Source organism: Asanoa ishikariensis, from assembly GCF_900107455.1.
Lineage (GTDB): Bacteria > Actinomycetota > Actinomycetes > Mycobacteriales > Micromonosporaceae > Asanoa > Asanoa ishikariensis.
The window spans coordinates 786,853-813,122 of record NZ_FNQB01000001.1; the positions used below are offsets into that span (position 1 = coordinate 786,853).

27 protein-coding genes are annotated in these 26,270 nt (G+C 71.5%); 18 read left to right on the plus strand and 9 right to left on the minus strand.

Annotated elements, in window-relative coordinates; all coding sequences use genetic code 11:
- Positions 1-43: 43 nt before the first annotated feature.
- The 4 genes from BLV39_RS03670 (at position 44) to BLV39_RS03685 (ending at position 3,851) form a co-directional block, all read left to right on the plus strand.
- On the plus strand, positions 44-862 hold the full coding sequence (locus tag BLV39_RS03670) for a L,D-transpeptidase family protein (RefSeq protein WP_308442693.1): 819 nt from the start codon (positions 44-46) through the stop codon (positions 860-862).
- A 33-nt stretch (positions 863-895) separates the two neighbouring features.
- Positions 896-1,117, plus strand: coding sequence for a hypothetical protein (locus BLV39_RS03675; protein ID WP_090787153.1), 222 nt, complete (start codon positions 896-898; stop codon positions 1,115-1,117).
- A 70-nt stretch (positions 1,118-1,187) separates the two neighbouring features.
- Entirely contained in the window at positions 1,188-1,958 is a 771-nt protein-coding gene (locus BLV39_RS03680; protein WP_090787157.1) for an ABC transporter ATP-binding protein, read from the plus strand.
- Positions 1,959-1,961: 3 nt separating this feature from the next.
- Positions 1,962-3,851 carry an FtsX-like permease family protein gene (locus tag BLV39_RS03685; RefSeq protein ID WP_090787160.1) on the plus strand — a complete coding sequence of 630 codons (1,890 nt, stop codon included), beginning with the start codon at positions 1,962-1,964 and terminating at the stop codon, positions 3,849-3,851.
- Here the strand turns inward: BLV39_RS03685 and BLV39_RS03690 are convergent, their stop codons facing one another.
- On the minus strand, positions 3,852-6,266 hold the full coding sequence (locus tag BLV39_RS03690) for a helicase-associated domain-containing protein (protein ID WP_090787162.1): 2,415 nt from the start codon (positions 6,264-6,266) through the stop codon (positions 3,852-3,854). It abuts the gene before it with no gap.
- Between the two features lie 77 nt (positions 6,267-6,343).
- Here BLV39_RS03690 and BLV39_RS03695 point away from each other — a divergent pair, with 77 nt between their 5' ends.
- Both BLV39_RS03695 and BLV39_RS03700 read left to right on the plus strand, forming a co-directional pair.
- Positions 6,344-6,961 carry an HAD family hydrolase gene (locus BLV39_RS03695; RefSeq protein WP_090791096.1) on the plus strand — a complete coding sequence of 206 codons (618 nt, stop codon included), beginning with the start codon at positions 6,344-6,346 and terminating at the stop codon, positions 6,959-6,961.
- Positions 6,962-6,998: 37 nt separating this feature from the next.
- A complete protein-coding gene (locus BLV39_RS03700) occupies positions 6,999-7,385 on the plus strand; it encodes a cold-shock protein (RefSeq protein ID WP_090787164.1) in 387 nt (128 codons plus the stop codon).
- Here BLV39_RS03700 and BLV39_RS03705 read toward each other — a convergent pair.
- Genes BLV39_RS03705 through BLV39_RS03715 form a run of 3 tightly spaced genes read right to left on the minus strand, consistent with a single transcriptional unit; the run spans position 7,346 to position 10,592 of the window.
- Positions 7,346-8,179, minus strand: a complete 834-nt coding sequence (locus tag BLV39_RS03705) for a 1,4-dihydroxy-6-naphtoate synthase (RefSeq protein ID WP_090787166.1) — start codon at positions 8,177-8,179, stop codon at positions 7,346-7,348. The two genes, BLV39_RS03700 and BLV39_RS03705, sit on opposite strands and share 40 nt — an antisense overlap.
- A gap of 5 nt (positions 8,180-8,184) precedes the next feature.
- The gene (locus BLV39_RS03710) at positions 8,185-8,814 is read right to left on the minus strand and encodes a futalosine hydrolase (protein WP_090791098.1); all 630 of its coding nucleotides are present in this window, start codon (positions 8,812-8,814) and stop codon (positions 8,185-8,187) included.
- Positions 8,811-10,592 (minus strand): MFS transporter, encoded by a 1,782-nt coding sequence (locus BLV39_RS03715; protein ID WP_090787169.1) that lies wholly within the window; start codon positions 10,590-10,592, stop codon positions 8,811-8,813. Before BLV39_RS03715 ends, BLV39_RS03710 begins: the two co-directional genes overlap by 4 nt.
- Before the next feature lie 45 nt (positions 10,593-10,637).
- On the opposite strand from BLV39_RS03715, the gene BLV39_RS03720 reads away from it, so the two are divergent.
- Positions 10,638-11,411 carry a DUF3027 domain-containing protein gene (locus BLV39_RS03720; RefSeq protein ID WP_373315323.1) on the plus strand — a complete coding sequence of 258 codons (774 nt, stop codon included), beginning with the start codon at positions 10,638-10,640 and terminating at the stop codon, positions 11,409-11,411.
- Here BLV39_RS03720 and BLV39_RS03725 read toward each other — a convergent pair.
- On the minus strand, positions 11,375-11,596 hold the full coding sequence (locus BLV39_RS03725; protein ID WP_090787175.1) for a DUF2530 domain-containing protein: 222 nt from the start codon (positions 11,594-11,596) through the stop codon (positions 11,375-11,377). The genes BLV39_RS03720 and BLV39_RS03725 overlap by 37 nt on opposite strands.
- 141 nt (positions 11,597-11,737) lie before the next feature.
- Between BLV39_RS03725 and BLV39_RS03730 the strand changes: the two genes are divergently transcribed.
- The 7 genes from BLV39_RS03730 to BLV39_RS03760 all read left to right on the plus strand — a co-directional run bounded on the left by BLV39_RS03730 (position 11,738) and on the right by BLV39_RS03760 (position 17,824).
- Positions 11,738-13,213: an NCS2 family permease gene (locus BLV39_RS03730; protein ID WP_090787179.1), complete on the plus strand. Its 1,476-nt coding sequence runs from the start codon at positions 11,738-11,740 to the stop codon at positions 13,211-13,213.
- A 61-nt stretch (positions 13,214-13,274) separates the two neighbouring features.
- Positions 13,275-13,724, plus strand: coding sequence for a MarR family winged helix-turn-helix transcriptional regulator (locus BLV39_RS03735; RefSeq protein ID WP_176984752.1), 450 nt, complete (start codon positions 13,275-13,277; stop codon positions 13,722-13,724).
- Positions 13,725-13,792: 68 nt separating this feature from the next.
- Entirely contained in the window at positions 13,793-15,085 is a 1,293-nt protein-coding gene (locus BLV39_RS03740) for an MFS transporter (RefSeq protein WP_090787182.1), read from the plus strand.
- Positions 15,086-15,126: 41 nt separating this feature from the next.
- The gene (locus BLV39_RS03745) at positions 15,127-15,873 is read left to right on the plus strand and encodes a maleylpyruvate isomerase family mycothiol-dependent enzyme (RefSeq protein WP_090787186.1); all 747 of its coding nucleotides are present in this window, start codon (positions 15,127-15,129) and stop codon (positions 15,871-15,873) included.
- Positions 15,874-15,971: 98 nt separating this feature from the next.
- Positions 15,972-16,475: a hypothetical protein gene (locus BLV39_RS03750; protein ID WP_090787189.1), complete on the plus strand. Its 504-nt coding sequence runs from the start codon at positions 15,972-15,974 to the stop codon at positions 16,473-16,475.
- 56 nt (positions 16,476-16,531) lie between these two features.
- On the plus strand, positions 16,532-17,368 hold the full coding sequence (locus BLV39_RS03755) for a 2'-5' RNA ligase family protein (protein WP_176984753.1): 837 nt from the start codon (positions 16,532-16,534) through the stop codon (positions 17,366-17,368).
- 39 nt (positions 17,369-17,407) lie between these two features.
- Entirely contained in the window at positions 17,408-17,824 is a 417-nt protein-coding gene (locus BLV39_RS03760) for an FxLYD domain-containing protein (RefSeq protein WP_143049631.1), read from the plus strand.
- A 157-nt stretch (positions 17,825-17,981) separates the two neighbouring features.
- Here BLV39_RS03760 and BLV39_RS03765 read toward each other — a convergent pair whose 3' ends face one another.
- From BLV39_RS03765 to BLV39_RS03780, 4 genes are all read right to left on the minus strand, one after another.
- Positions 17,982-18,968 carry an aldo/keto reductase gene (locus BLV39_RS03765; protein WP_090787198.1) on the minus strand — a complete coding sequence of 329 codons (987 nt, stop codon included), beginning with the start codon at positions 18,966-18,968 and terminating at the stop codon, positions 17,982-17,984.
- A gap of 36 nt (positions 18,969-19,004) precedes the next feature.
- On the minus strand, positions 19,005-20,039 hold the full coding sequence (sepH, locus tag BLV39_RS03770; RefSeq protein WP_090787200.1) for a septation protein SepH: 1,035 nt from the start codon (positions 20,037-20,039) through the stop codon (positions 19,005-19,007).
- 125 nt (positions 20,040-20,164) lie between these two features.
- Positions 20,165-21,292, minus strand: a complete 1,128-nt coding sequence (gene serC, locus BLV39_RS03775; RefSeq protein WP_090787203.1) for a phosphoserine transaminase — start codon at positions 21,290-21,292, stop codon at positions 20,165-20,167.
- Positions 21,293-21,415: 123 nt separating this feature from the next.
- On the minus strand, positions 21,416-22,522 hold the full coding sequence (locus BLV39_RS03780; RefSeq protein WP_090787206.1) for a citrate synthase 2: 1,107 nt from the start codon (positions 22,520-22,522) through the stop codon (positions 21,416-21,418).
- A gap of 171 nt (positions 22,523-22,693) precedes the next feature.
- Here BLV39_RS03780 and pdxH point away from each other — a divergent pair, with 171 nt between their 5' ends.
- From pdxH to BLV39_RS03800, 4 genes are read left to right on the plus strand one after another with little or no spacing between them, the layout of a single operon-like run.
- Positions 22,694-23,353, plus strand: coding sequence for a pyridoxamine 5'-phosphate oxidase (gene pdxH, locus BLV39_RS03785; RefSeq protein WP_090791101.1), 660 nt, complete (start codon positions 22,694-22,696; stop codon positions 23,351-23,353).
- Positions 23,350-24,651 (plus strand): MFS transporter, encoded by a 1,302-nt coding sequence (locus BLV39_RS03790; RefSeq protein WP_239083694.1) that lies wholly within the window; start codon positions 23,350-23,352, stop codon positions 24,649-24,651. The genes pdxH and BLV39_RS03790 overlap by 4 nt, the downstream gene beginning before the upstream one ends.
- Entirely contained in the window at positions 24,648-25,577 is a 930-nt protein-coding gene (locus tag BLV39_RS03795) for an aldose 1-epimerase family protein (RefSeq protein ID WP_090787212.1), read from the plus strand. The genes BLV39_RS03790 and BLV39_RS03795 overlap by 4 nt, the downstream gene beginning before the upstream one ends.
- A gap of 47 nt (positions 25,578-25,624) precedes the next feature.
- Positions 25,625-26,233, plus strand: a complete 609-nt coding sequence (locus BLV39_RS03800; RefSeq protein ID WP_090787215.1) for a nitroreductase family protein — start codon at positions 25,625-25,627, stop codon at positions 26,231-26,233.
- Positions 26,234-26,270: the final 37 nt, after the last annotated feature.

Below are 26,270 nucleotides of genomic sequence, written 5' to 3' on the forward strand. Positions count from 1 at the left end.
AGTCCTGGGGAGGGCCTCGATGCACGGTGTGCGCGGAACGACCATGCGTCTCGTTGCCGTTGCTGTCGTCACGGTGGTCGGTGCCGGCGCGTGCACGTTCGCGCCGTCGCAGTCGTCGGCGTCGGGCGCAGGTCCGGTGCCGGTGAGTGCGACGGTCGGAACGGGGGCGAGCGGCCCGCCGGAACCGACTGCCAATCCTTCCACGGTTGCCCCAAAGCCCGACAAAACCCCACAAAAGCCGAAGGTCAAGCCGAAGCCAAAACCAGCCGGCTGCCCGACGGGTGAGCGCCAACGCGACGTCGAGGCCGCGTTGTCCGACCTCGGTTCGTTCGGCACGATCACCATCGACGGCAAGCAGTCGGCGCAGGACTGCCAGGCCATCAAGCGCTTCCAACGGCGGTTCGGGATCTCGCCGGCCGAGGGCCGGGCTGGGCCGACCACGGCCTCCGTGGCCAAGCGGCTCGCCAACACCGACCCGCGCAAGTGCGAGGCCGGCAAGGGGCTGACCTTCTGCGTCGACCTGACCAACCAGACGGTGCTGGCCATCCGCGGTGGCAAGGTCATCCTGGGGCCGACGGTCACCCGCACCGGCATGTCCGGGGGCTTCCAGACGCCGGCCGGCAACTACAAGGTCAACTTCCGCAACGTCAAGGAATGGTCCGACCCGTACGAGGTGTGGCTGCCCTACTGGCAGCACTTCGTCGACGGGATGGGCTTCCACGAGACGACCACCTACATCCACAACGGCGCGATCGGCTCACACGGCTGCGTCAACCTGCTGCCCGCCGACGCGCGCAAGCTGTGGAGCCTGGGCAAGGTCGGCACACCGGTCCACGTGTACGGGCGGCGCCCCGGCACCTAGACCGCGTTAGCCGATCGATGCGACTCTTGGTTCATGGCCGTCGATGAACGGGACGGGGCGGTGGTCGCGCCGGTGTCCTGGCTGACCGTCGCCTCGTACACGCTGATGGGTGTTGGCCTGATCGCCTGGTTCCTTTATGGCTGGTTGGTGCAGCGGCAGGGCCTGGTCAACTCGATCGGCGAGACCGCGGGCACCGGCTTCGCCGTCCTGCTGATCATCTCGATCATCGGAAGCGTCCGCCGCGCCCGCGGTTAGGGCAGCCCTACCGACAAGAGGCCCGTGGGCGTGACTGCTTCGGCGCCGCCCAGCCGGTGCAATTGGCAGCGTGGACACGCAGACGAGACACCTACCGGCGGAGCCGCCGGCCGCGACCGCACCGGCGGTCGAACTCCAGGCAGTCACCCGGGTGTACGGCTCGCGCACCGCCGAGGTCCGGGCGCTGGACAATGTGGACATCGGCTTTCCCGCCGGATCCTGGACGGCCGTGATGGGTCCGTCGGGATCCGGCAAGTCGACGTTGCTGCACTGCGCCGCCGGCCTCGAACGGGTCAGCGACGGCCGGGTCCGGATCGCCGGCCAGGACATCACCGACGCCTCGGACCACGAGTTGACCCGGCTGCGCCGTACCGTCGTGGGCTTCGTCTTCCAGAGTTTCAATCTCATCGGGTCGCTGTCCGCCGAGCAGAACGTGGCGATGCCGCTGCGGCTGGCCGGCCGCCGGCCGCAACGCCGGGAAGTCCGCGATGTGCTCGCCTCGGTGGGTCTGGCGGACCGGGCGCGGCACCGCCCGGCCGAGCTCTCCGGTGGCCAGCAGCAGCGGGTCGCGATCGCCCGGGCGATGGTGACCCGGCCGGCGGTGCTCTTCGCCGACGAGCCGACCGGGGCGCTGGACACCCGCACGGCCCGCACGGTGCTGAGCATGCTGCGCGCGATGGTCGACAACAGTGGGCAGACGATCGTCATGGTCACCCACGACCCGGCCGCCGCGGCCAGCGCCGACCGGGTGGTCTTCCTCGGCGACGGGCGGGTGGTCGACGCGCTGGAGCGGCCGACCACCCGCGAGGTCGCCGACCGACTCGCGCGCTGGGAGGAGTAGGCCATGCTGCGGATGTCGTGGAGCACGTTCCGGGACCGCTGGCCGGTCTTCCTCGGCGCGATCATCAGCGTCTGCCTGGGCGTCGCGCTCGTGCAGTCGTCGTTGCTGACTCTGGTCTCCGCGGCCACGGCGAAGGTGCCGCCGGGGCTGTCCGCGGTGGAGGAGCGGGCGATCCGGGACGGTTACGTCGGGGCGATCTCGCTGCTCGGCATGACGCTGGGCCTGGCCTTCTTCGTCGCCATCTTCGTGGTGAGCTCGACCTTCGCCTTCACCGTCGCGCAGCGGCGCCGCGACCTGGCCCTGTTGCGGCTGACCGGCGCCGGCCGGCGGCAGGTCCGCACGCTGTTGGTAGGCGAGGCCCTGCTGCTGGGCGTCATCGGCTCGGCGCTGGGCATGCTGGTCGGTCTGCCGTTGATGCGGCTGCAGACAACGATGCTGACCACGTTCGAGTTCGCGCCACCGGGATTCACCGCGCAGTGGCGTGACTGGATCATCGCGGTCTCCGCCGGCACCGGTGTCGGCGTCGCGGTGCTCGGCGTGCTCGCCGCGTCGCGCCGGGCCGCCCGGGTCCAGCCGCTCGAGGCACTGCGCGACCTCGGCGGCGCCGCACGCGTGATGACCGCCTCCCGCTGGGTGTTCGGCGTGCTCTTTCTCGCCGGCAGCGTCGCGCTGCTGATCCTGGTGTCGGCGGTGGGCGGCGAGGCCGCGCTGCCTTTGTCGATCAACGCGACGTTCACCCTGGTCACGGCGTTCGCATTGCTCGCACCGTTGGTCGTGCCGCTGGTGGCCGCGCCGTTCGGGCTGGTCTTCCGCGGCAAGCTCGGGCTGCTGGCCCAGGCCAACCTGCGCACCGGTGTGCGGCGCAGCGCGTCGACCGCGGCTCCGATCATGGTGCTGGTCGCGTTCGTCGTCGGCATGGCCGGCACGACCGGGACGTTGACCGAGGCGTCGCGACAGGAGATCACCCGAGAGTTGCGCGGCGACCTGGTGCTCAACACGGACCGGCCGGTCGGCGATCAGGTAGCGGCGGCACCGGGCGTGACCGGGGTTTCCGAACAGGCGCCGGTCAGCTTCGACATCGGCACCGACGAGGGCGAGGACGGGGTGGAGTGGGAGTCCGCCGACGGCCTCGCGATCTTCCCTGCGGCGTACGAGGAGACCCACCGAGCGGCGGTGACGTCCGGCAACCTCGCCGACCTGCGCGGCGCGTCGGTCGCGGTGACGCCCAGCGTCGGGGGCTGGAAGGTCGGCGACACGATGCCGGTGCACCTCACGGGCGGTCCGGACCAGTTGCGCGTCGTCGCGCTGCTCCCGGAGACGCTGTCCGGCCCGGCGGTGCTGCTCTCGCCGGACCTCATGCCGGACGGCCCACGGCAGTACGTCGTGCGGGCCACGGATCCCGCCGCGGCGGCCACCGGGCTGGCCACGTTGGGGCAGGTCATGACCGCCGGGGCGTGGGTCGACGAATACAACGACCAGCAGCAACGGACCAACACCAACGTGATGGTCGCGCTCATGGGAATGGCGATGGTCTACACGCTCATCGCGATGGTCAACGCCGTCGTGATCGCCGCGTCGGACCGGCGGGCCGAGTTCGCCGCGGCCCGGGTCACCGGCTTGACCAGAAGTCAGGTGGTCGGCACCGCGCTCGCGGAGTCGGTGGCCGTCGTGGCGATCGGTGTGCTGCTCGGAGTGCTCGCGGCCACCGGCACCATCGTCGGCATGGCCTCGGCGGTCCGCGACATGATCGGGATCAACGTGACCAGCCTGCCGTGGTCGATGTTCGGCGCCGTGGTCGCCATCGCCCTCGCGGTGGTTGCCGTGTCCAGCGTCCTGTCCACCCTCTCGGCCACCCGCACACCACCGATCCGGCTGGTCGCGGCCCGGGAGTAATCAGTCGAGGACGGCGGCGCTCACGCGGTGGAGGGCGAAGGTGTGCAGCATCTCGGTGCGTTCGTCCTCCGCCCGCAGGTAGCCCGCGCCGATCGAGACCGGGCGGACCAGCCGGGAGGTGGTCGAGCCGTGCGCGTCGACGTAGCCGACCCAGACCAGCGCCTTGTCGCGGATCGCCTGTTGGAGCACGGCCAGCGCCTGGCTGTGGGTCTGCACCGCGACCGGCCCGGAGCCGTTGCCGGGCCGCACCGCGGCCGGTGCGCGCCGGGCCGTCCGGGAGGCCACGTCGCCGCGCCGGATCTGCTCCACGATGCCGAGCAGGCGCGGTTGGGTGAGTTGGACGCCGGCGATCGCGTCGACCGAGGCGGACGCGCCCAACCGGGCCAGCCCGCTGCCGCGGGCCGGTGCGCGACGCACCCGGACGCGGCCGCGGACGGTCGCACCGTTCGCGTCCTCCGGCACGGGTGCGTAGCCCGCCTCGCGTAGGTCCTGCAGGAGCCGTGCGCTCGGCATCGGCGTGACCAGCACGGTCGGGGCCAGCTTGCGCAGCGCCAGCCCAGACAGGCGGCGGTCGGCGAGCACCTCCGCGACCAGCGACTCGTCGTCGCTGCGCAGGTAGGAGCCGGCGCCGCCGACCCGCAGGCCACCGTGCCGGCGGGCCACGTCGTCGATCAGGTACGTGAGCGCCTGCGGCACCGGGGTGCGCGACCGGCGGCGGAACAGCGCGTGCAGGTCGTCAGCGGCGTAGCCGGTGTCGAGCGCGTGCCGCACGGCTTCCGGGGTGACCCGGTAGACGCTGGCGCCGCCGGCCGACTCCGGCTCCGCGACCACGTCGAGCTCCGCGGCCAGGTCCGGGACGGGCGGCCCGGGCACGACGACGCTCAGGTCGGCCTGGAGCAGGAAGTGGTCGACCGGGGCGGGCAACAGGGCGTCGAGGACCTTGACCGTGCTCGGCGGGTCGTCCGGCGAGAGGGCACCTTCCGCGCGCATGCCCAACGGGTCGGCGGCGACGCGTTCGTCGTGCCCGAGCTCGGCGGCGTCGTCGGCCAGCAGGGCCCGGCCGTGCGCGGTCAGCGCGCCGAGGCCGGTGACGCCGAACAATGCGGCCTCGGTGAGCACCTCGCGGTAGGCGTTCTCCCGTCCCCGGGTGCGCCGCGGCGCCTCCCAGTCGAGCAGGCCGAGCAGTTCGTCGGCGGCCGGCGCGGTGCCGGGCGGCTGGGCGACGAGGATGCCGAGCACCGCCCGCCGGGTGGCCGGGGCGCCGGAGCGCTCGACCTCGAGCGCCAGCACGGTGATCGGACGGTCCCGTTCGTCGCGCTGCCCGATCAGGCCGGGCTGGCGGGTCATGGTCAGCCAGGCGCCCGCGAGGTCGGTCCAGCGACGAGCGATCGACGAGGCGCGCCAGACGTCGAAGCGGGCGGTCGGCAGCACCTGGGCGTCTGGAATGGGCCGACCGACCGGTGCCGCGTGCGCGTCGGCCTCGCCGGCCAGCCCGGCTGCGTACGCGGCCTCCAGCAGGGTCGCCGCGGTGGCGTCGTCGAGCCCGGCGGACCGGGCCAGCCGGCGCAGCTCGCGCACGCCGATGCCACCGGAGCGCAGCACCGCGGCCGGCTCCGCCTCCAGCGCGACCAGCAGCGCTTCGGTGTGACGCACCGTGTCCATCGCCTGGCCCGCGCCCGCGGAGTCGGCGGCCTTCGGCTCCCGAGCGGGAGCGTTGATCTTCGGCGGGGTTGGATGCAGCGGGCCCAGCGGGCCGGTTTCCCGGCGCAGCAGCAGGCCGATCTCGCGGGGCAGCTCGAAGCCGCCACTGGGCACCGGCACCAGCAGGGCATTGTCGACCAGCCAGCGCACCGGGGACCCGGCGTCGCCGCCTCCGGCCAGCGTGCCGACCGGCGGGCCGGCGGCGAGCCGGTCGAGCACCGCGCGGGCCGGCTGCGGCGCGGCGAGCACCGTGCGGCGCAGCCGGGCCGGGTCGGCGACCAGCTCCGCGGCGCTCGCGTCGAGCAGGCCGGCGGGCCGGCCAAGACCGGCCGGGTACGGGGAGGACACCTCGTCGACGCCGACAGTGATGGACAGCGCGTTCTCCGGGCCGTAGAGCACGAACCGGGCACGCAGGCGGTCGATGGCGGCGCGGGCGGTGTCCCGGTCGACCCCGGTGGCCAGCGTGAAGATCGTTTCTAGGCTGGTCGTCTCGTCCGGGCCGCCCCGGCTCAACCGGGCCGCGTCGAGGATCTCCAGGGTGAACCGGTCGAAGCCGTCGAGGACCCGGGCGATCGACGCGCGGGTCTGGGCACGCAGCGCCAAGGCGGACAGGTCGGACGGCACGGGGACGACCAGATCCGGACGCATGCGCAGCAAAGCCGCGAGCGCCTCGTCTGGGAGTGACCGAAGTTGGTCGACGAGCATGGTAGTCATCGCCTTACCACGCTATCCGGCCGACGGCTCCGGTGCGGGCGGGGTCGCCCAGCCGATGTGCGACCATCGCTCAGGTGATCACGGAACTGGCAGTCGGGTTCGACTTCGACATGACCCTGGCCGACACCCGGGCCGGCATCGCAGCGGCCTTCCGCGAGCTGACCGCCGTCACCGGCACCTATGTGGACGAACAGCTCGCCATTTCCCGGCTGGGCCCGCCGCTGCGCACCGAACTGGCCAACTGGTTCCCGCCGGAGGAGCTCGAAGAAGCCGTCACGACCTACCGCGCGTTGTACGAGCACCACGCGATCGAGCCGACCGTCCTGTTGCCGGGCGCCCGGGCGGCCGTCGACGCCGTGCACGACCTCGGCGGCCGTGTGGTGGTTGTCACGTCGAAGCTGGGCCGGCTGGCCGAGATCCACCTCCGACACCTGGGCCTGCCCGTGGACGCGGTGGCCGGCGACCTGTTCGCGGAGGGCAAGGCGACCGCGCTGACCACGTACGGCTGTGGCATCTATGTCGGTGACCACGTGGCCGACATGGTGGCCGCGCGGACGGCCAAGGTGCCCGGCGTCGCCGTGACGACCGGCCCCTGTTCCGCCGATGAGCTCAGCGCGGCCGGCGCACGGCTGGTTCTGGCCGATCTCCGGGAATTCTCGGCGGCGCTTCCGGGCTTGGTCCAGCTAGCCTTGTGACGTCAGCAATTCCGGCGCGAGGTTCAGTGAGGGTGCAGTGCCGACCGGGCGAGTGAAGTGGTTCGACGCGACCAAGGGATACGGGTTCGTCACCAGTGACGAGGGTGGCGACGTGTTCCTACCCAAGGGCGCCTTGCCTGCCGGCGTAACCGAGCTGAAAGGTGGCCAGCGGATCGAGTTCGGCGTGGTCGACAGCCGCAAGGGCGCGCAGGCGCTCGGCGTCAAGCTGCTCGACGCGCCGCCGTCGATGGCGGAGCTGCGCCGCCGACCCGCGGACGAGCTCCAGAGCATGGTCGAAGACATGATCAAGGTGCTCGAGGCGCGGGTCCAGCCGGACCTGCGGCGGGGCCGGTTCCCCGACAAGAAGACCGCAGCCCAGGTGGCTCAGCTACTCCACGCGGTGGCGCGCGAGCTCGAGATCTGAGGCACCAACCCGGCGTCGGTCGCACGGCCGAGCAGGGCCTCGATCGCCTTTCGGCCTTCGGCGCCCAGGTCCTCGGTGAACTCGTTGACGTACAGCCCGATGTGCTGGTCGACGACCGCCTGCTCCATCTCCTGGGCGTGCGCGAGCACGTAGTCGCGGCTGGCCGCCGGGTTGGCCCAGGCCTGGCGGACCGAGTCACGGATCCATTCCGTGGCCGCCGCCGGGTCCACCGTGCCCCGCTTGGCCAGGATCGCGCCGAGCGGGATCGGCAGGCCGGTGTCGCCCTCCCACCACTCGCCGAGGTCGACCAGCGCGGTCAGGCCGTGCCTCGGGTAGGTGAACCGGGCTTCGTGGATCACCAGGCCGGCGTCGTACCGGCCGGCCGCGACCGCGGGCATGATCTCGTGGAACGGCACCACGTCGATCGCCGCCGGCTGCTGCCCCTGCGCCCACAGCCGGAACAGCAGGTACGCCGTGGTGCGGTCACCCGGCACCGCGACCCGGGCGCCGTCGAGGTGCTGCGGGCCGTCCTGTCTGGTCAGCACCAGCGGGCCGCAGCCCCGGCCGAGCGCGCCGCCGCACGGCAGCAGCTCGTAGTCGTCCAACAACCAGGGCAGCGCCGCGTAGCTGACCTTGACCAGGTCGAACTCGCCCTGCTCGGCCGCCGTGTTGGTCACGTCGACGTCCGCGTACGTCACCTCGACCGGCGGCGCACCTTTGACCAGGCCGTGCGCGAGGGCGTGGAACACGAACGTGTCGTTGGGGCACGGCGAGAAAGCCAGCTTGAGCGCCATGCCAGTCACGCTAGCCCCAGTGCCTTGCCCGCCTTGGTGAGGGCGGCCAGCGCCGCCGGGAACCGCCAGCTTGACCGGTCGCGTGGTCCGATCACGTTGGAGATCGTTCTGACCTCGGCGAACGGGAGGCCGGCCGCCGCGCAGGCGACGCCGTAGCCCTCCATTCCCTCGGCCACCGCGTCGGGGAAACGGGTGGCGAGCGTCTCGGTCGACGCGGCCGTGCCCGTGACGGTGCTCACGGTCAGCACGGTGCCGACGGCCGCGCCGGGCAGCGCGGCGCGCAGCCCGGCGACCAGGTCGGGGTCGGCCTCGAACCGGGCCGAGCCGAAGCCGAGGTCGTCGATCGGCAGGAAACCGTCGGGGCTCTCCGCACCCAGGTCTGCGGCGATGGCGTGCGTGGCGATCGCGATGTCGCCGATGTTGATTCGCCCGGCGAAGCCGCCGCCAATGCCCAGGCAGACCACGCCCTGGTACGGGCGGCCGGCGGCTTCGGCCAGGGCGAGCAGCCGTGCGGTGCCCGCGGCGGCCGCGGCCGGACCGACACCGACGGCGGACACGGTGAGCCGGCCGTCGAGCCCGGCCCGGACCGCCTCGGCTTCCACCTCGACGGCCGTCACGATGAGCAGCCCGGTCACGCCGGCGGCCCCGCGGTGTCGCGCCACGGGTCCTCGGGCGGCGCGTCGACCGGGTTGCTCGGCCGGTAGACGTGATAGCCGGGCGGCGCCACGGCGGTGTCCTGCTTGGTGGTGCCGCCCAGGTCTGGCTCGACCGCGGGCATCGGCAGGGTTTTCTGCTCCGGGCGTTGCCGGCGCCACCAGCGGCGGCCGGCCTTGGGCAGCTCAGTGGTCCGCGACTCCGCGCGGGGCCGGGGCGGCGTGCCTGGGCGCTGTGCGCCGGTGGCGCCCGGCCGCGCCGAGTCGGCGGAGGCCCCCGGCCTCCGTGAGTCGGTGGCGGCATCCGGCCGTGTTGAGTCGGCGGCGGTACCTGGCCGCCCTGAGCCGTTGGCGGCATCCGGGCGCGGCTCGGAGGCCGGCTCCTCGCGCGGCGGGTCGCCCACGTCGAACCGGCCGTGCAGCCGCTCCTTGCGTAGCTGGCCGGCGACGATCACCGCGCGCACCGCGGCCAGCGCCGCCACGGCACCGAGCAGGCCGACGCCGACCCGGCCGGTGACCGGGATCAGGCCGAGCCCGCCACCGGCCACGAAGGCCAGCACCAGGACGGTCTCGGAGTGGGCGAACGCGCTGGCTCGCATTCGCTCCGGCACCCGCTCCTGGATCGTGGCGTCGACCGAGAGCTTGGCGATGCCGCTCATCACGGCGGTGACCAGACAGAGCAGCGCCACCATGGCCAGCGAGTAGCCGATCGTGGTCAACACCGCCAGGCCGGCCGTGATGATCAGGCCGCTGGACTGCAGGGCCACGGGGCGGTGTATTCGCAGTCGGGTGCCGATGGCGGTCGCGAGGAAGGTGCCGACGCCCAGCGCGGCGCCGAGGACGCTGAGCGCGAGCCCGTCGCTCAACTCGCGGCCGAACAAGGTGGTGCCCAGGTGGCCGCCCTTGATCGCGAACGCCAGGAAGAGCAGCAGGAAGCCGTAGAAGGCGCGGAGCGTGGCGCTGCCGATCAGAGCCGAGATCACCAGCCGCCCGGACAGCGGCCGGTCGCCGTTGCGGCCGAACGCTCCGAAGATGGCCGCTATGGGTCGAGGCACGGTCTCCGGCGGGTCGGAGTCGGCCCGGCCGGGCAGTCGGAGCGAGACCACCATGCCGACCAGGAAGACCACGGCGGCGATCCGCAGCGGCCATTGCGGGCCGATGGCGAAGGCCGCGACCCCGATCGGCGCGGCTATCGCGCCGGCGACGGTGCCGTAGATGCTCGCTCTGGCGCCGGCCTGGGACAGCCCGAGCCCCTCGGGCAACAGCCGGGGCACGGCCGCCGATCTGGCCACGCCGTACGCCCGGGAAAGGGCGAGTACTCCGAACGCGGCCGGGTATAGCCAGATCGAGTCGGTGTTGTCGGCGACGGCCCAGACCAGGAATGCCCGACCGAGGAAGGTCGCCGCGAGAGCCCACCGCCGGCCGTGCCGGAAGTGGTCGAGCAACGGGCCGACCACCGGCGCCAGCAGGGCGAACGGGACCATCGTGATCAACAGGTAGAGCGCGACCTTGCTGCGCGCCTCGCCGAGGGGCACGTCGAAGAAGATCGTGCCGGCCAACCCGATGGTGATCAAGGTGTCGCCGGCACACGAGGCGGCATGCAGGTCGAACAGGCGCATCATGCCCGTTTCGCCCCGCGCGCCCTTGGATCGGGCGGTGCCGACACCACGGCGGACTCCCCGGCTGACCAAGCGGCCACCCTTGACGGTCGAGCCGACGAACCGGCCGATCGTCGAGCCCGTGCGGCGTATCAACGGCATGCGCCCCATCCTCTCCCATCCCGGTGTCGGCGGCCCACACGCGTAGTGAAGAATGTCAGGGTGACCAGGAGTGCCGCCGTGCGATCCGCGAAGCTCGACCAGGTCTGTGCCGCAGCCGTCGACTTGGCGCGGGAGGCGATCACCGAGGTCGACTCAGCGGAGGTCGGCGCCCACCTCGACGTGGTTGCCGAGGGCGAGCGACTGGTCACTCACTACTTTGCCTGCGAAATGCCCGGATATCGGGGCTGGCGCTGGGCGGTCACAGTGACGCGGGTCTCGCGGAGCAAGCACGTCACGGTGTGCGAGACCGTGCTCCTGCCCGGCCCGGACGCGCTCCTCGCACCCGGCTGGGTCCCCTGGCAGGATCGCCTCCAGCCGGGTGACCTGGGCGTCGGCGATCTGCTGCTGACCCCGGCCGACGACGACCGGCTGGTGCCCGGCTACACGCTGTCGGACGACCCGGCGGTCGACGAGGTCACCTGGGAGCTCGGCCTGGGCCGTCCCCGGGTGATGTCGAAAGAGGGCCGCGAAGAGACCGCGCAGCGCTGGTACGACGGCGACCACGGTCCGGATGCCGCGATCTCGTCCGCCGCACCGCCCACCGCCCGCTGCGTGACCTGCGGGTTCTACCTCCCGCTGGCCGGTGCGATGCGCCAGGCGTTCGGGGTGTGCGGCAACATGTTCGCGCCCGACGACGGCCGGGCGGTCAGCTCTGACCACGGCTGCGGGGCGCACTCCGAGGCGCTGGCCGAGACCGCGTCGGCCGAGGAACTGCCGACCGTCTACGACGACGGCGAAGTCGAGTCCGTCGACGACTGAGCCGCGGCCTGCCGGCGGCGCCGGTTCGCATCGTGCCTGATCATGACCGCTAGGCCGGGGAATCCGAGCACGAATCCGGCCAGGCAGGTCCACAGCCAGTTTTCGCGCCCGTCGCGGAAAAAGGCGAGCACTACGAGCCCGACGGCGGCCCAGATAACAATGCCACCCACGGCGAACGGCACCATAGGCGGGTCCAGCGGTGCCACCCGAGGTTGTTGCTGCTGCTCAGCCACTCGAAAAGGGTAACCAGGAAGATCTTTCGGTGTAACACCGGCTGTGGCAATATGCGCAGGTCAATCGATGATCTCCGTTTGGGAGCCGGCACCATGACCGAGGCACCGACCACACCGCGGCCCACGGCCGAGGACCGCCCGGTGAGTGGCTTCGACCGCTACTTTTCGATCAGCGCCCGCGGTTCCAGCATCGGCCAGGAGGTTCGCGGCGGCTTCGCGACCTTCTTCACGATGGCCTACATCGTGGTGCTCAACCCGCTGATCCTGGGCAGCGCGACCGATGCCAGCGGAGTCCACCTCGCGATCGCCGCGATCGCGGCCGCCACCGCACTGGTCGCCGGCGTGATGACGATCCTGATGGGCGTGGTGGCCCGGTTCCCGCTGGCCCTCGCCGCCGGGCTCGGCGTCAACGCGATGGTGGCCTACGAGATCGCACCCCAGATGACCTGGGCCGACGCGATGGGCCTGGTCGTCATCGAGGGCGTGCTGATCGCCATCCTGGTGCTCACCGGCCTGCGGGAGAGCATCTTCCGCTCGGTGCCGACCCAGCTCAAGGCCGCCATCGGGGTGGGCATCGGCCTGTTCCTGACGATCATCGGTCTCGTCGACGCCGGCTTCGTGCGCCGCATCCCGGACATCGCCGGCACCACCGTCCCGGTCGGGATGGGCATCAACGGCCGGCTGATCACCTGGCCCGCGCTGGTCTTCGTGTTCGCGCTGCTGCTGACGATCATCCTGTTCGTGCGGAAGGTGCGCGGCGCCATCCTGATCGGCATCCTGTCGGCGACCGTGCTGGCGCTGATCGTCGAGGCGATCGGCAAGATCGGCCCGTCCTTCGTCGACGGCAAGCCGAACCCGAGCGGCTGGTCGCTCAACGTGCCGAAGCTCCCGGACACCATCGTCGACCTGCCCGACCTGTCGTTGCTGGGCAAGTTCAACGTGTTCCACTCCTGGCAGACGGCCGGCTGGCTGGTCGTCCTGATGTTCGTCTTCACCCTGCTGATCACGGACTTCTTCGACACGATGGGCACGATGGTCGCGGTCGGCCAGGAGGGCGGCCTGCTCGACGAGAACGGCATGCCGCCGCGTACGCGCGAGATCCTGCTCGTCGACTCGATCGCCGCGGCGGCCGGCGGCGCGGCCAGCGTCTCCAGCAACACCTCGTACATCGAAAGCGCCTCCGGTGTCGCCGAGGGAGCCCGGACGGGCGTCGCCAACCTGGTCACCGGTGGCCTGTTCCTGCTCGCGATGTTCTTCGCCCCGCTGGTCACGGTGGTGCCGTTCGAGGCCGCCTCGGCCGCGCTGGTGATCGTCGGCTTCCTGATGATGACCGCGGTGCGGAGCATCGACTGGACCGACTACGAGATCGGCGTGCCGGCGTTCCTGACCATCGTGCTGATGCCGTTCACCTACTCGATCTCCAACGGCATCGGGGCCGGCATCATCTCGTACGCGGTGATCAAGCTGGCCTGTGGCAAGGCGCGCCAGGTTCACCCGTTGTTGTACGCCGTTGCCGGCCTCTTCGTGGTCTACTTCCTGCGTGGGCCGATCGAGACGCTGATCTCGTGAGGCCGTGACAGGGGCCATACTCACTGGTCGTTAGCCGGGCTTATTAGTTAAGCTAATTACTGTGACGGAGCGGACGGTGACGGCAAAGCGCGTCTCGGTGGCGCAACTGGCCTCGTCGCTGCGCGATGCGATCACCCGGTTCAACCGGCGGGTCAGGCAGACCCGCCCGGTCGGCGATCTCACGGTTACCCAGCTATCCGCCCTGACCAGCCTTCAGTTGGGCGGGGCGCTGTCCCCCCGGGAACTCGCCGATGTCGAACGTGTCCAGCCGCCGACGATGACCAAGATCGTCGCCAAGCTGGAAGAGCGCGGGCTGGTGCAACGAACCCCGCACCCGACCGACGGGCGCCAGGTGATCCTGGCTGCCACGGAGGCGGGTCGAGCGATCCTTGCCCAGCACGAGCGGGCCCGTGACGAGTGGCTGGCCCCTCGACTCGCCGCGCTGACCCCGGAGGAGCGAGACACGCTCCGCCGGGCGGCGGAGATCCTCCAGAAGGTCGCGCGCGCCTGAGCTCGCGCCGCTTCGTCCTTTGTGGATGACGCGTACCTTCGGCGATCTCTTTGGGAGGCGCAACAGCCTTGCGTGCCCGGCTCAACAACACGTTCCAGTCCCTCCAGGTGAGGAACTACCGGCTCTTCGCGCTCGGTCAGCTGGTGAAGCTGATCGGCGTGTGGATGATGTTCACGACCCAGGACTGGCTCGTCTTCCTGTTGGGCGGCACCGCCGCGCAGCTCGGCATCGTCACCGCCCTGCAGTTCACCCCCGTGCTGGCGCTGACGCTGCTATCCGGCCGGCTCGCCGACCGCTACGACAAGCGCAAGATCCTCTTCGTGGCCAACACGGCCTGGACCATCCTGTCCGTGCTGTTCAGCATCCTCGTGGTCAGCGGCTCCGCCGAGCTCTGGCACGTCTACGTGTTCGCACTGCTGCTCGGCGTGGCCAGCGCCGTCGAGACGCCGGTGCGCCAGTCCTTCGTCTCGGAGCTCGTCGAGATCCGGCTGCTGCCCAACGCACTCGGCCTGTCCGCGGCCACCTTCAACAGCGCCCGGGTGATCGGCCCGTCACTCGCCGGCATCGCGATCGCCCTGTTCGACGTCGGCCCGGTGTTCGTGTTCAGCGCCGTCCTCGCGGTCGCCCCGCTCATCTGCCTTCTCCGGATGCGGCCGGCCGAGCTGTACAGGACGGAACTCGCCCCGGCCGCCGCGCGTGAGCCGGCCCGGGTGGTCGACGGCCTGCGCTACGTCCGGCGCCGGCCCGACCTGATGCTGCCGATGGTGCTGATGAGCGTGCTCGCGTTCTTCCTCTTCAACTTCCCGGTCACCCTCCAGGCGCTGGCCAAGACCGGCTTCAACACCGGCGCGGCGTCGTTCGGCCTGTTCACCACCGCCGTCGGCCTAGGCGCGCTGGTCGGCGCGCTGGTCGGTGGCACCCGGCGGGCCCGCCCGTCGGTCTACACGGTGATCATCTCGGCCATGGTGTTCAGCGCGTTCGGCATCCTGGTCGGCATCCTGCCGGTGTACTGGTTGGTCGTCGCCGCCCTCGTACCCACCGGCTTCTTCATGGTCTTCTTCGCGCAGGCCGCCAACCAGCGGGTCCAGCTCGGCACCGACGCCGCGTACCGCGGTCGCGTGATGGCCCTCTGGGTGTTCGTCTTCATGGGGCTCAACCCGATCTCCGGCCCGCTGGTCGGCTGGCTGGCCGACCACGCCGGCGCCGGCACCGCGATCTGGCTCGGCGGCTCGATCGCGCTGGCCGCGACCACCCTGTCCCTCGTCGTGCAGCTACGGCACAGCGGCAGCCGGCTGCGCATGCGCCTGCGTCCGGTGCCGCGGGTCCAGATCGTGCCCGCCGTCGCCGCCGAACGCGCCTGACGGGCACGTTTCTGTCGTACGGATCTGGTTTGCTTTCCCACATGACACGTGAGGTGTTCCTCCGGAGCCTGGAGGCCGATTTCGCCGACCTGCGGGCGGCCGCCGTCGACCTGTCGGCACCGGTGCCGTCCTGTCCGGGTTGGACGATCGACGACCTGGTCAGCCACGTGGCACACGTCTACCTGCACAAGGTCGAGACCATGCGGCGCGGTGAGCTGCCCAAGCCGTGGCCGCCGGAGCCGACGGGGGAGAAGTCGACCGCCCTGCTCGACCGGGCCCACGCCGCGCTGGTCGCCGAGTTCGCTGCGCGGCCTGACGAGCAGGCCTGCCCGACGTGGTACGAGCCTGATCAGACCGTCGGCTTCTGGGTCCGCCGGATGGCGCAGGAGACGGTGATCCACCGCGTCGACGCCGAGCTCGCCGCGGGCTTCCCGATTTCCCCGATTCCCGCCGAGCTGGCCGGTGACGGCATCGCCGAGGTCCTCGAGGTGTTCCTGTCCTATGCCACCCGAGCGTGGCCCGAAGACTTCGGCGACCTGCTGCGCGCCAACGGCAATCGGGCGGTGCTGGTCAGCGCCGGCGGTGCCCGTTGGCTGGTGCGCCTCGACCACGGCGGTGTCGAGATCGCACCTGACACCGCCGGCCAGGCGGTGGCCCAGGTCTCGGGCGCGCCGCATGACGTGCTGCTGTGGCTCTGGCGGCGAGTGGGCGACAGCGCGGTCCGGGTGGAGGGAGATGCCAGTGCGGTCTCCCGGCTACGTGCCCTGTTGGAGGCGGCGACTCAGTGATCATCACAAATGCGCCATCCGAGGATTTTGACCGGTCGGTGCACCAAATGACACCCAAATCGGTGGCGGTCGCTGCCAGAGCCGCATAGCGTCGAAGAGTGGCGATCCCGCACACACTCGTGCTGGCGGTGGCGATTCTGACGCTTTTGTGTCTGCCTGCCATCGTCGCCGCGATCGTATGCGCGGACGAGCTCATCGAACGCGGCACCCACGCCCTGCGACAGGCGCGCCTGGTGCGCCGCGAGCGGCGCGCGATCAGCCGACTCGACCGCTCGATCGGCGAGGTGGAAATCGAGATCGAGCTGGCCCACGTCGACACGGAGCAGGAACGACCCACGATCGAGCAGATCGCCGCCGACCTCCAGCGCCTCGGCCGTCAGCGGCTGGGCATCGCCCAGCGTTCGCAGATCTGGCAGACCGCGGTGCTCCGTGCCTACGACGAGCAACTCCGCCTGGCCTGCGCGTGCCTCGGCGTCGACCAGCATCTGAGCGAACTGGTCGGCGTCGACCTGGAGATCGAGCGCGTCCGGGTCGAGGGCGAGCTACAGGCGGCCGGCATGACGCTCCCGACGGCCGAAGCCGAACGCCGCGAGCAGCGTTGAGGCTGTTCGTCGCCGTCTACCCGCCAGCACCCGCGGTCGCGGACCTGGCCACGTTCGTGTCATCGCTGCACGTCGGCCGCGCTCCGGCCGCGGGCGTGAACACCCGACTCGCCCGACCCGAGACCTATCACCTGACGCTGGCTTTCCTGGGCGAGGTCCCGGACGAACGCCTCGCCGACGTCGAGGAAGCGGTCGGCCAGGCGGTCGACCGCTATCACGCACGTGCGGAGACCATGGCCCGCCGCGCGGCCCGGACCCGCGAGCGCGCCGAAGCCGACCGCGGACCTGGGCCTGCGGTCGGGGCCGAGGATGGTGCGCCAGGCGATCGCGGACCTAGACCTGCGGTCGAGGCCGAGGATGGTGCGCCAGGCGATCGCGGACCTAGACCTGCGGTCTGGGCCGAGGATGGTGCGCCAGGCGATCGCGGACCTGGGCGTGCGGTTCGGCCCGAGGATCGTGTGTTCGGCGACGCGGAGGCGGCCGCTCGAATTTCGGCCTCGGCCGAGGTGGGTGTGGCTCGGAGGCGGGCGGGCGGTGGTCCGTGGCCCGAGGTGCCGGAGCTGTCCCTTTCGGGTGGGGGGCGGTTCGGGCGTGGGGCTTTCGCGTTGATGTGGGTTGGGGTCGCAGGCGACCTGGAACCGATGCGTGCGCTCCACAAAGCTCTGCGTCGCGAGTTGAAGCACGCGCGATTTCCCTACGACGAGCGGCCGTGGAAGCCGCACCTGACCCTCGCGCGGCCTGGAGACCGCATTCCCAGGGCGGATCTGGACGCCGATCGGGCGGCGTTGGACGCCTACGTCGGTCCGGTGTGGCCGGCCCGCGAGCTGTCGCTGATGCGAAGCAATCTCGGCCCCGACCCGAGCTACGACCGTTTGGCGAACTGGCTTCTCTGATCCGCCAAAGTGGAGCGAAACTCCGGGTAGTTTGCGGGAGTGACGAGTGTTTTGCCCCCTTCGCCCCCGACTCCCGCTCGGCCGGCCAAGCAGAACTTCTGGATCACGTTGCCCGGGTTGGTGACCATCGTCGTCGTGCTCGCGATGGCCGCGGTCAGCGTTTGGGCCGGTGCCAAGGCGAGTCGGGCCCGCGCCGCCGAGATGCTCGTCGACGTCGCCTCGTGCGACTACGCGGGTGACCGGGTCACGGTCGGGCTGAGAGTCAAGAACACCGGCGCCACCAAGCGGTCGGCGCACATCGAGGTCGAGTACCTCGACGAGGACGGCGGCCGGATCGACCGGGCCTCGATCACGGCGAGGGACGTCGCCCCGGGTGGCACCGCTCGCCTCGAGGAAAGCACGCAGCTCGACGCACCGGCCGCGACCGGCACCTGCCGAGTCGCGGCAGTCCGATAGCGCCTGTCCGGGAAAGCACACAGCTCGCCGCGCCGGCGCTGCCGCGTCGCGGCGGTCCGGTGGTGCCTGTCTGGACCCGTACATGCTTGGGAAGGTAGGTACACGCTCGAACATGTACGTCCGGAGAGACACCGTCCGGCCGGGATCGGCCCGTCGACTACCAGGCCCACGCCTCGGGGGCCGGGCCTCCCTTGCCTACCGGCGGGAACAGCTCGTCGAGCCGACCGAGGGTCGCCTTCGAGAGCTCGATGTCCACGGCCGCCACGGCGCCGTCGAGTTGGGCCATGGTGCGAGGGCCGATGATCGGCGCGGTCACGCCCGGGCGGGAGAGCAGCCAAGCCAGGGCGACGTTGCTCGGGTCCTGGCCGAGGTCCGCGCAAAGCTTCTCGTACGCCTCGATCGACTCGCGGTAGGTGGCCAGGTCGTCCGCCGCCCGACCCGTCCTGCCGCGGCCCGCCTCGCCCGCGGCCAGCTTGCGGAGCACGCCGGAGAGCAGACCGCCGTGCAGCGGGGACCACGGGATGATGCCGATGCCGAAGTCCTGCGCGGCCGGGATCAGCTCGAGCTCCGGCCCGCGCGCGACCAGGTTGTAGAGGCACTGCTCGGAGACCAGGCCGAGGAAGTTGCGGCGGGCCGCCGACTCCTGCGCCCGGGCCAGGTGCCAACCGGCGAAGTTGGACGATCCCACGTAGCTGACCTTGCCCTGGGCCACCAGCAGCTCCATCGCCTGCCAGATCTCCTCCCACGGGGTCGTGCGGGAGATGTGGTGCATCTGGTACAGGTCGATCGTGTCCGTCTGGAGCCGCCGCAGTGAGTCCTCGCACGCCCGGACGATGTGCCGGGCCGACAGGCCGCGCTCGTTGGGCCAGTCGCCCATCCGGCCGTACACCTTGGTGGCCAGCACGACCTTGTCCCGACGGCCGTCACCCTGGGCCATCCACCGGCCGATGATCTGCTCGGTGACGCCTTCGCCGACCTTGCGGCCGTACACGTTGGCGGTGTCGAAGAAGTTGAGGCCGTGCTCGAGCGCCCGGTCCATGATGGCGAAACTGTCGGCCTCGCTGGTCTCCGGCCCGAAGTTCATCGTGCCCAGACACAGCCGACTGACGGTCAGGCCGGTGCGGCCCAGGTTGGTGAATTCCATGCCCTCACATTGCCACCGGAGGGCGGCGGGCGAAACTCAGGAGCTCTCGCGCTGCGGTGCGCTGCCGAAGAGCACGTCGTCCCAGCTAGGCAGGCGCTTGCGCGGCTTGCCGGCCGGGTCGTTCTGCTCGGTGTTGCTTTCGCCGGCGGTGCGCCGCGGCCGGAGCACCGCGAGCGACGGGACAGCCGGGACCTCTTTGGGGAGGTCGGCGTCGTCGTCGAAGGCCGAACCAGGCGACCCGAGCAGCGCGGCGGCGCCACCCCGGCGCGGCTCGGACGGGCCCGCGTCGAGGCCACGGCCGGGCGGCGTGAGCGGACGGTCGAGTGAGGCGAGCAGGGCGTCACGGCCGGCGCGGATCGTGTCGCGGGGTGCGCGCTGGTCGGTGGAGGCGGCGGGCAGGCCGTGGCCACCGCGGGAGGGCTCGCCCCGGGACCGGCCGGGCAGCGCGTGGCCGCCGCGTTCCGGAGTGACCGGCTCCTGGCCGAGCAACGGCTGCGGGCGCTCGGTGCACAGGTATTGCGCCATGTCGTCGTGCGGGGTGACGACCTGGCGGGCCCGGTCGAGGTCCCACATCGCCTGGGCGGTGGCCTTGCCGGACGGCCACGTGGCGACGATCCGCCAGGTGCCGTCGTCGCGGCGGTAGGCGTCCCAGGAGATCTTCTCGCCGTCGATGCCGTGCTGGGCCAGCCGGGCGTCGACCACCTCGGCCAGCGGCGCGCCCTTCTCGGACGTCTTCAGCCGGGTGCGCCGGGCGTGTTGAGCGAGCATCGCCCGCTCCTGGAGCACCGGGCCCGCGTAGCGGAGCACCCGGTCGACCGGCACGCCGGCGATGCGGGCGACCTCGTCGGCGGAGTCGCCGCTGCGGATGCGGGCCTGGATGTCTCGCGGGGAAAGAGATGGCGGTTGGTCGCCGAAGTGGCCGGCGCCGCTGACCGCTGCGGAGGCCGGGTCGCCATGCAGGACGCCGTTGATCCGCTCATCGAGCGGCAGCGCCAAGAGACGGCCCACCTCGTCGGCGAGCACCATTGCCTGGCCGTCCTCGGAGAGGGCGACGAAGCGTACTGGTCGCATCGCGTTGCCTCCGTCCCGCTGAGCTGGCCGACGATCCCGACCAGAGTCGGAACGCTTCCGCACACGGTAGCCCATTAGCACCCCGGCGCACTGGGAGGCACGCCGGGGTGTCGGGCGTGGAAACGTTAAAGCCGCTCGAGAACGTAGTCGATCGAAGCGGTCAGCGCCTCGACGTCGGACGGCTCGATGGCCGGGAACAGCGCCACCCGGAGCTGGTTGCGACCGAGCTTGCGGTACGGCTCGGTGTCGACGATGCCGTTGGCGCGCAGCGCCTTGGCGATGGCGGCCGCGTCGACCTCGTCGACGAAGTCGATGGTGGCGACCACGTTGGACCGCAGCCCCGGGTCGGACACGAACGGGGTGGCCACCGACGAGCGCTCGGCCCAGCCGTAGATCGCGCCGGCGCTCTCCTGCGTGCGCTTGGCCGCCCAGGACAGGCCGCCGTGCGCGTTCATCCAGTCGGTCTGCTCGGCGGCCAGGAAGATGGTCGACAGCGCCGGCGTGTTGTAGGTCTGCTCAAGGCGCGAGTTTTCGACCGCGGTCATCAGGTCGAGGAACGCCGGGATGTAGCGGCCGGTCGCCTTGATCTCGGCCGCGCGGGCCAGCGCCGCCGGCGACATCAGCGCGATCCACAGCCCGCCGTCGGAGGCGAACGCCTTCTGCGGCGCGAAGTAGTAGACGTCGGTCTCGCGCAGGTCGACCTCGAGCCCGCCGGCACCTGAGGTGGCGTCGACCAGCAGCAACGCGTCCGGGTCGGCACCCGCCACCCGCTTGATCGGCACCGCGACACCGGTGGAGGTCTCGTTCTGCGGCGTGCCGTAGACGTCGACACCGGCCTCGGCGACCAGGCCCGGCGCGCTGCCCGGCTCGGCCTTGCGCACGGTCGGGTCGGCGAGGAACGGTGCTGCCTTGACCGAGGAGGCGAACTTGGCGCCGAACTCGCCGAAGCTGGCGAACTGGGCCTTGTCCTTGACGAGCCCGAACGTGGCCACCTCCCAGAACGCGGTCGTGCCGCCGTTGGAGATGATCACCTCGTAGCCCTCAGGCAGGGTGAAGAACTCGGCCAGGCCCTCGCGGAGCCGCTTGACCTCGTCGCGGACCGTCTTCTGCCGGTGGGAGGTGCCCAGGTAGCTCGTCGCCACCCGGCTGAGCGCGGAAACCGCCTCCGGGCGAACCTTGGACGGCCCGCAGCCGAATCGTCCGTCAGCGGGCTTGATCTCGTCAGGAATCCGGATGCTGGTCACGTCAGCCACGAATGAATCCTTAGGTCGCGCTCGGGAAAGGAAGCCGGCAGCGCTGCCGAACTTTCATACTTCCATCCCAACGAGTGCGGGGGCCGGACGGTCCCACGACAAACGGCGTGAGCCCACCCACACCTACTCGGCGTGCGGAATCTGGTCCCAACCCTCGACGTCGGCGGGCTTGCGCGGCACCGGGCCGATGTATTTGGCCGACGGGCGGACCAGCCGCTGGAGCGCCTTCTGCTCCATGATGTGCGCGCTCCAGCCCGCGGTGCGGGCGCAGGTGAACATCGACGTGAACATGTGCGGCGGCACCTCGGCGAAGTCGAGCACCACGGCGGACCAGAACTCGACGTTGGTGGCCAGCACCCGGTCGGGGCGGCGGGCCTGCAACTCGCCGAGAGCGGCCTTCTCCAGCGCCTCGGCCACCTCGAAGCGGGGTGCGCCGAGCTCCTTGGCCGTGCGCCGCAACACCCGGGCGCGCGGGTCCTCGGCCCGGTAGACCCGGTGGCCGAAGCCCATCAGCCGCTCGCCCCGGTCGAGTACGCCCTTGACGTAGCCCTCGGCGTCGCCGCTGCGCTCGACCGCTTCGATCATGCCCAGCACGCGCGAGGGAGCGCCGCCGTGCAGCGGGCCGGAGAGCGCGCCGATGCCGGAGGAGATGCAGGCCGCCGCGTCGGCGCCGGTGGAGGCGACCACCCGGCAGGTGAACGTGGAGGCGTTCATGCCGTGCTCGGCGGCCGAGATGAAGTAGGCGTCGACGGCCTTGACGTGGCGCGGGTCCGGGTCGCCCCGCCAGCGCTTCATGAACCGCTCGACGATCGTCGCGGCCTTGTCGATCTCTTTCTGCGGCACGGCCGGCAGGCCCAGCCCGCGGGCCGACTGCGCGACGAAGGACAGCGCGGTCACGGAGACCCGGGCCAGATCCTCACGGGCCTGCGCGCCGTTGATGTCGAGAAGCTGGGAAAGACCCCAGTACGGCGCGAGCATCGCCACGGCCGACTGCACGTCGACCCGGATGTCGCCGGAGTGCACCGGCACCGGGAACGGCTCGGCGGGCGGCAGCCCGGGCCCGAACCGGCCGTCGACGAGCAGGGCCCACACGTTGCCAAAGCTGACCTGACCGATCAGGTCTTCGATGTCAACCCCTCGGTAGCGCAGCGCGCCACCTTCTTTGTCGGGCTCGGCGATGGTGGTCTCGAAGGCGACAACGCCCTCAAGTCCGGGCTTGAAGTCGGACATTTCGCCCTCCCGCCTATGCGCCTCGCAACATTCGGCGCCTTAGCCACGACTCAGGTTTCGTATTCGTGTCATCTTGCCTGCTGGGTCTCCGAATACGCGAGCACAGCGAGCGAGTCGGAGTGCTACCAAACATCGCATATCACCGCTTAACGCGTGCACGAGGATGAGGACGTGACCGGAGACACACCCGACTTGGCCAACCTGCGCCGGGACTACGCGACAGACCACGGGCTGGACGTCGCCGATCTGGCGCCAAGCTGGCCGGAACAGTTCGACCGGTGGTTCGCCGACGCCCTGTCCGCCAGGCTGCCCGAGCCCAATGCCATGGTGCTCTCGACCGCTGACACGGCCGGCTGGCCGAGCGCGCGGACCGTGCTGCTCAAGGGGATCGACGAGCGCGGCTTCGTGTTCTACACCAACTACGAGTCCCGCAAGGGCGGTGAGCTGCGGGCCAACCCGCATGCCGCGCTGCTCTTCCCGTGGCACCCGATGATGCGGCAGGTCGCGGTCCGCGGCGCGGTCGTCGAGGTGGACCGGGTCGAGACGGAGACCTACTTCGCCGGGCGGCCCCGACCGTCGCAGATCGCGGCCTGGGCCAGCCCGCAGTCCCGGGTGCTGCCCGACCGGGCCGCGTTGGACGAGCGCTACGCCGCCACCGCGCGGCGGTTCCCCGCTGAGTCGGCGATCCCGGCCCCGCCGCACTGGGGCGGGCTGCGCGTGGTGCCCGAGACGGTCGAGTTCTGGCAAGGCCGCGCCGGGCGGTTGCACGACCGGCTGCGTTACCGTCGGACCGAACAAGGAGAGTGGATCATCGAACGCCTGGCACCGTGAGCGGGACCCGTCGCCGCTGGGCCATCGACCTCCGGCCCCTTGCCACCCCCAGCTATCGGCGGATGTGGATCGGGACCGCGTTCTCCAACTACGGCTACCAGTTCACCGCGGTGGCCGTGCCGGTCGAGATGTTCGCGCTGACGGGCAAATCGCTCTGGGTCGGCCTGCTGGGCATCGCTGCCCTCGTACCCCTGCTGGTCTTCGGGCTCTGGGGTGGCGCCCTGGCCGACGCGATGGACCGGCGCAGGCTGCTGGTCATCGGCTCCGTGGTGATGTGGCTGGGCACCCTGGGCTTCTTCGTCCAGTCGTTGGCCGGCTGGGCCAGCCCGTGGCTGCTGTTGGTGTTCACGGCCGTGCAGTCGTGCGCGTTCGCGGTGACCAACCCGACCCGTAGCGCGATCATCCCGCGCCTGGTGCCGGCCAACCTGGTGCCGGCGGCGAACACGCTCTCCTTCACCACTGGCGAGGCCGCGGTCGTGCTCGGCCCGCTGACCGTGGGTGTGATCCTCGCGACCTTTAACCAGAGCATCGCACTGCCCATCGCGTACGGGGCGGACGCGTTGCTGTTCACCGTCGGCCTCTGGTCGACGCTGCGCCTGCCGCCGATCCCGCCGGCCGCGCAGGCCGCCAGGGCCGGGCTCCGCAGCGTCGTGGAGGGGTTCCGCTACCTGGCCGGCGCGCCGGTGCTGCTGCTCTCGTTCGCCATCGACATCATCGCGATGACCATCGCCATGCCCCGGGCGCTGTTCCCGGAGATGGCGGACGAGCGGTTCGGCGGCGGCGCCGCGGTCGGGTTCCTGTTCAGCGCGATCGCCATCGGGTCCGTCCTCGGCGGGCTGACCTCGGGCTGGATCGGCCGGGTCCGCCGGCAGGGACTGGCGCTGGTGGGCGCCGTGGTCGCCTGGGGCGTGCTGGTCGGTCTCGCCGGCTTCGCGCACAGCCTGTGGCTGATGGTCGTGGTGCTCGCCCTGGCCGGAGCCGCCGACCTGGTCAGCGCCGTGTTCCGGCACTCGATCCTGCTGGTCTACGCGCCGGACCAGATGCGCGGGCGGCTCCAGGGCGTGATGACCGTCGTGGTCGCCGGCGGGCCGCGGCTGGGCGACCTGCGCGCCGGCGGCACCGCCGCGCTCTGGGGCGCCGGTGCCGCGTTCAGCGTCGGCGGGTTCGCGGCCGCGGGCCTGGCGATCGCCCTCGCTCTGGTCTTCCCCGCGCTGACCCGCTACCGCAGCGCGGACCCGCAGGTCGAACCGGACCCGCGGCCCGCCGCCGCGCCGGAACCGATATCGTCCGGCCCATGAGCAACCGCACCGTCCCGCCCCTTTCCGGAACACAGTGGACGATCGCCGCCCACGGCCAGGAGGCCGTCGTGGTGGAGGTCGGCGGTGGGCTGCGCGCCTACCGGGCCGACGGCGTCGACTACCTCGACGGTTACGCGCCGGACGAGCTCCCGCCGGGCAGCTCCGGCCAGGTGCTGGCGCCGTGGCCGAGCCGGATCCGGGACGGCCGCTACACGTTCGGTGGTGCGACACATCAGCTCCCGCTCACCGAGCCGGCCAAGCACAACGCGATCCACGGCCTGGTGGCGTGGCAGCGCTGGCGGCTGGTGGAGCAAACGGCGGACTCAGTCTCCATCGAGCTCGACCTGCCGGCCCAGGTCGGCTACCCCTGGCAGCTCACCCTGCGCACCCGTTACACGCTGACCGCCGACGGGCTGCGGGTCGACCACGAGGTGACCAACATCGGCGCCGAGGCGGCACCGTTCGGGCTGGCCGCGCACCCGTACTTCCGGCTGCCCGGCACCCCCCTCGACGACCTGACGCTGACCGTGCCCGGCCGCAGCCGGGTGCTCTTCGACGCCCGCCTGCTGCCGATCGGCGCGGCCAAGGTCAACGGCGGCGACCACGACTTCACCGCGCCCCGGCGGATCGGCGCGCAGGTGCTCGACAACGCGTTCGGCGACATCGACCGGGACGCCGACGGCACCTCGTCCGTCCGCATCTCCGACGGGACCCGCACGCTGCGGGTCTGGGCCGACGAGACGTTCAAGTGGTGGGTCGTCTTCACCTCCGACACGCTGCACGGCGACCGGCAGCGCCGGGCGGTGGCGATCGAGCCGCAGACCTGCCCGCCGGACGCGTTCCGCTCGGGTCACGACGTGATCGTGATCGAGCCGGGTGCGTCTTGGTCGGCCACCTGGGGCGTGCGGGTCTCGCTGGACGGATAGCCCGGGCGCCCGATAGGTTGCGAGACCGGCCAGCGGGGAGGCTAGTGATGGAGTTCGGCGAGGTCGTCCGCAAACGGCGGATGGTCCGCGACTACGACCCTGACCGCCCGGTGCCGGCAGCGGTGGTGGAGCGCCTGTTGCGCCACGCGACGCACGCGCCGTCGGCCGGTTTCTCGCAGGGCTGGGGCTTCTTGGTCCTCGACGAGCCCGCCGACCGCGACGCGTTCTGGTCCGCGACGACGCCACCGGGCCGGGCGCCCAGCGGCTGGCTCGAGGGCATGCGCCGGGCGCCGCTGGTCGTGGTGCCGCACTCCAACCGGTCCGCCTACCTCGACCGCTACGCGGAGCCCGACAAGGGCTGGACCGACCGCGACCCGGGCCGCTGGCCGGTGCCCTACTGGGACATCGACACCGGCATGGCGTCGCTGTTGATGCTGCTCACGGCCGTCGACGAGGGGCTGGGGGCGTGCTTCTTCGGCATTCCGGGGCAGCGCGTCGACCGCTACCGTGAGGCGTTCGGCGTGCCCGCGGAGTTCACCCCTATCGGTGCGGTGACGATCGGCTACCGGGCACCCGATCGGCTGTCGCCGTCACTGAAAAGAGGCCGGCGTTCCGTGGATCAGGTGGTGCATCGCGGGCGCTGGTCCCAAGACTGACATTTGCCATGACCCTTATCGTTGCCCAGGTCGATAG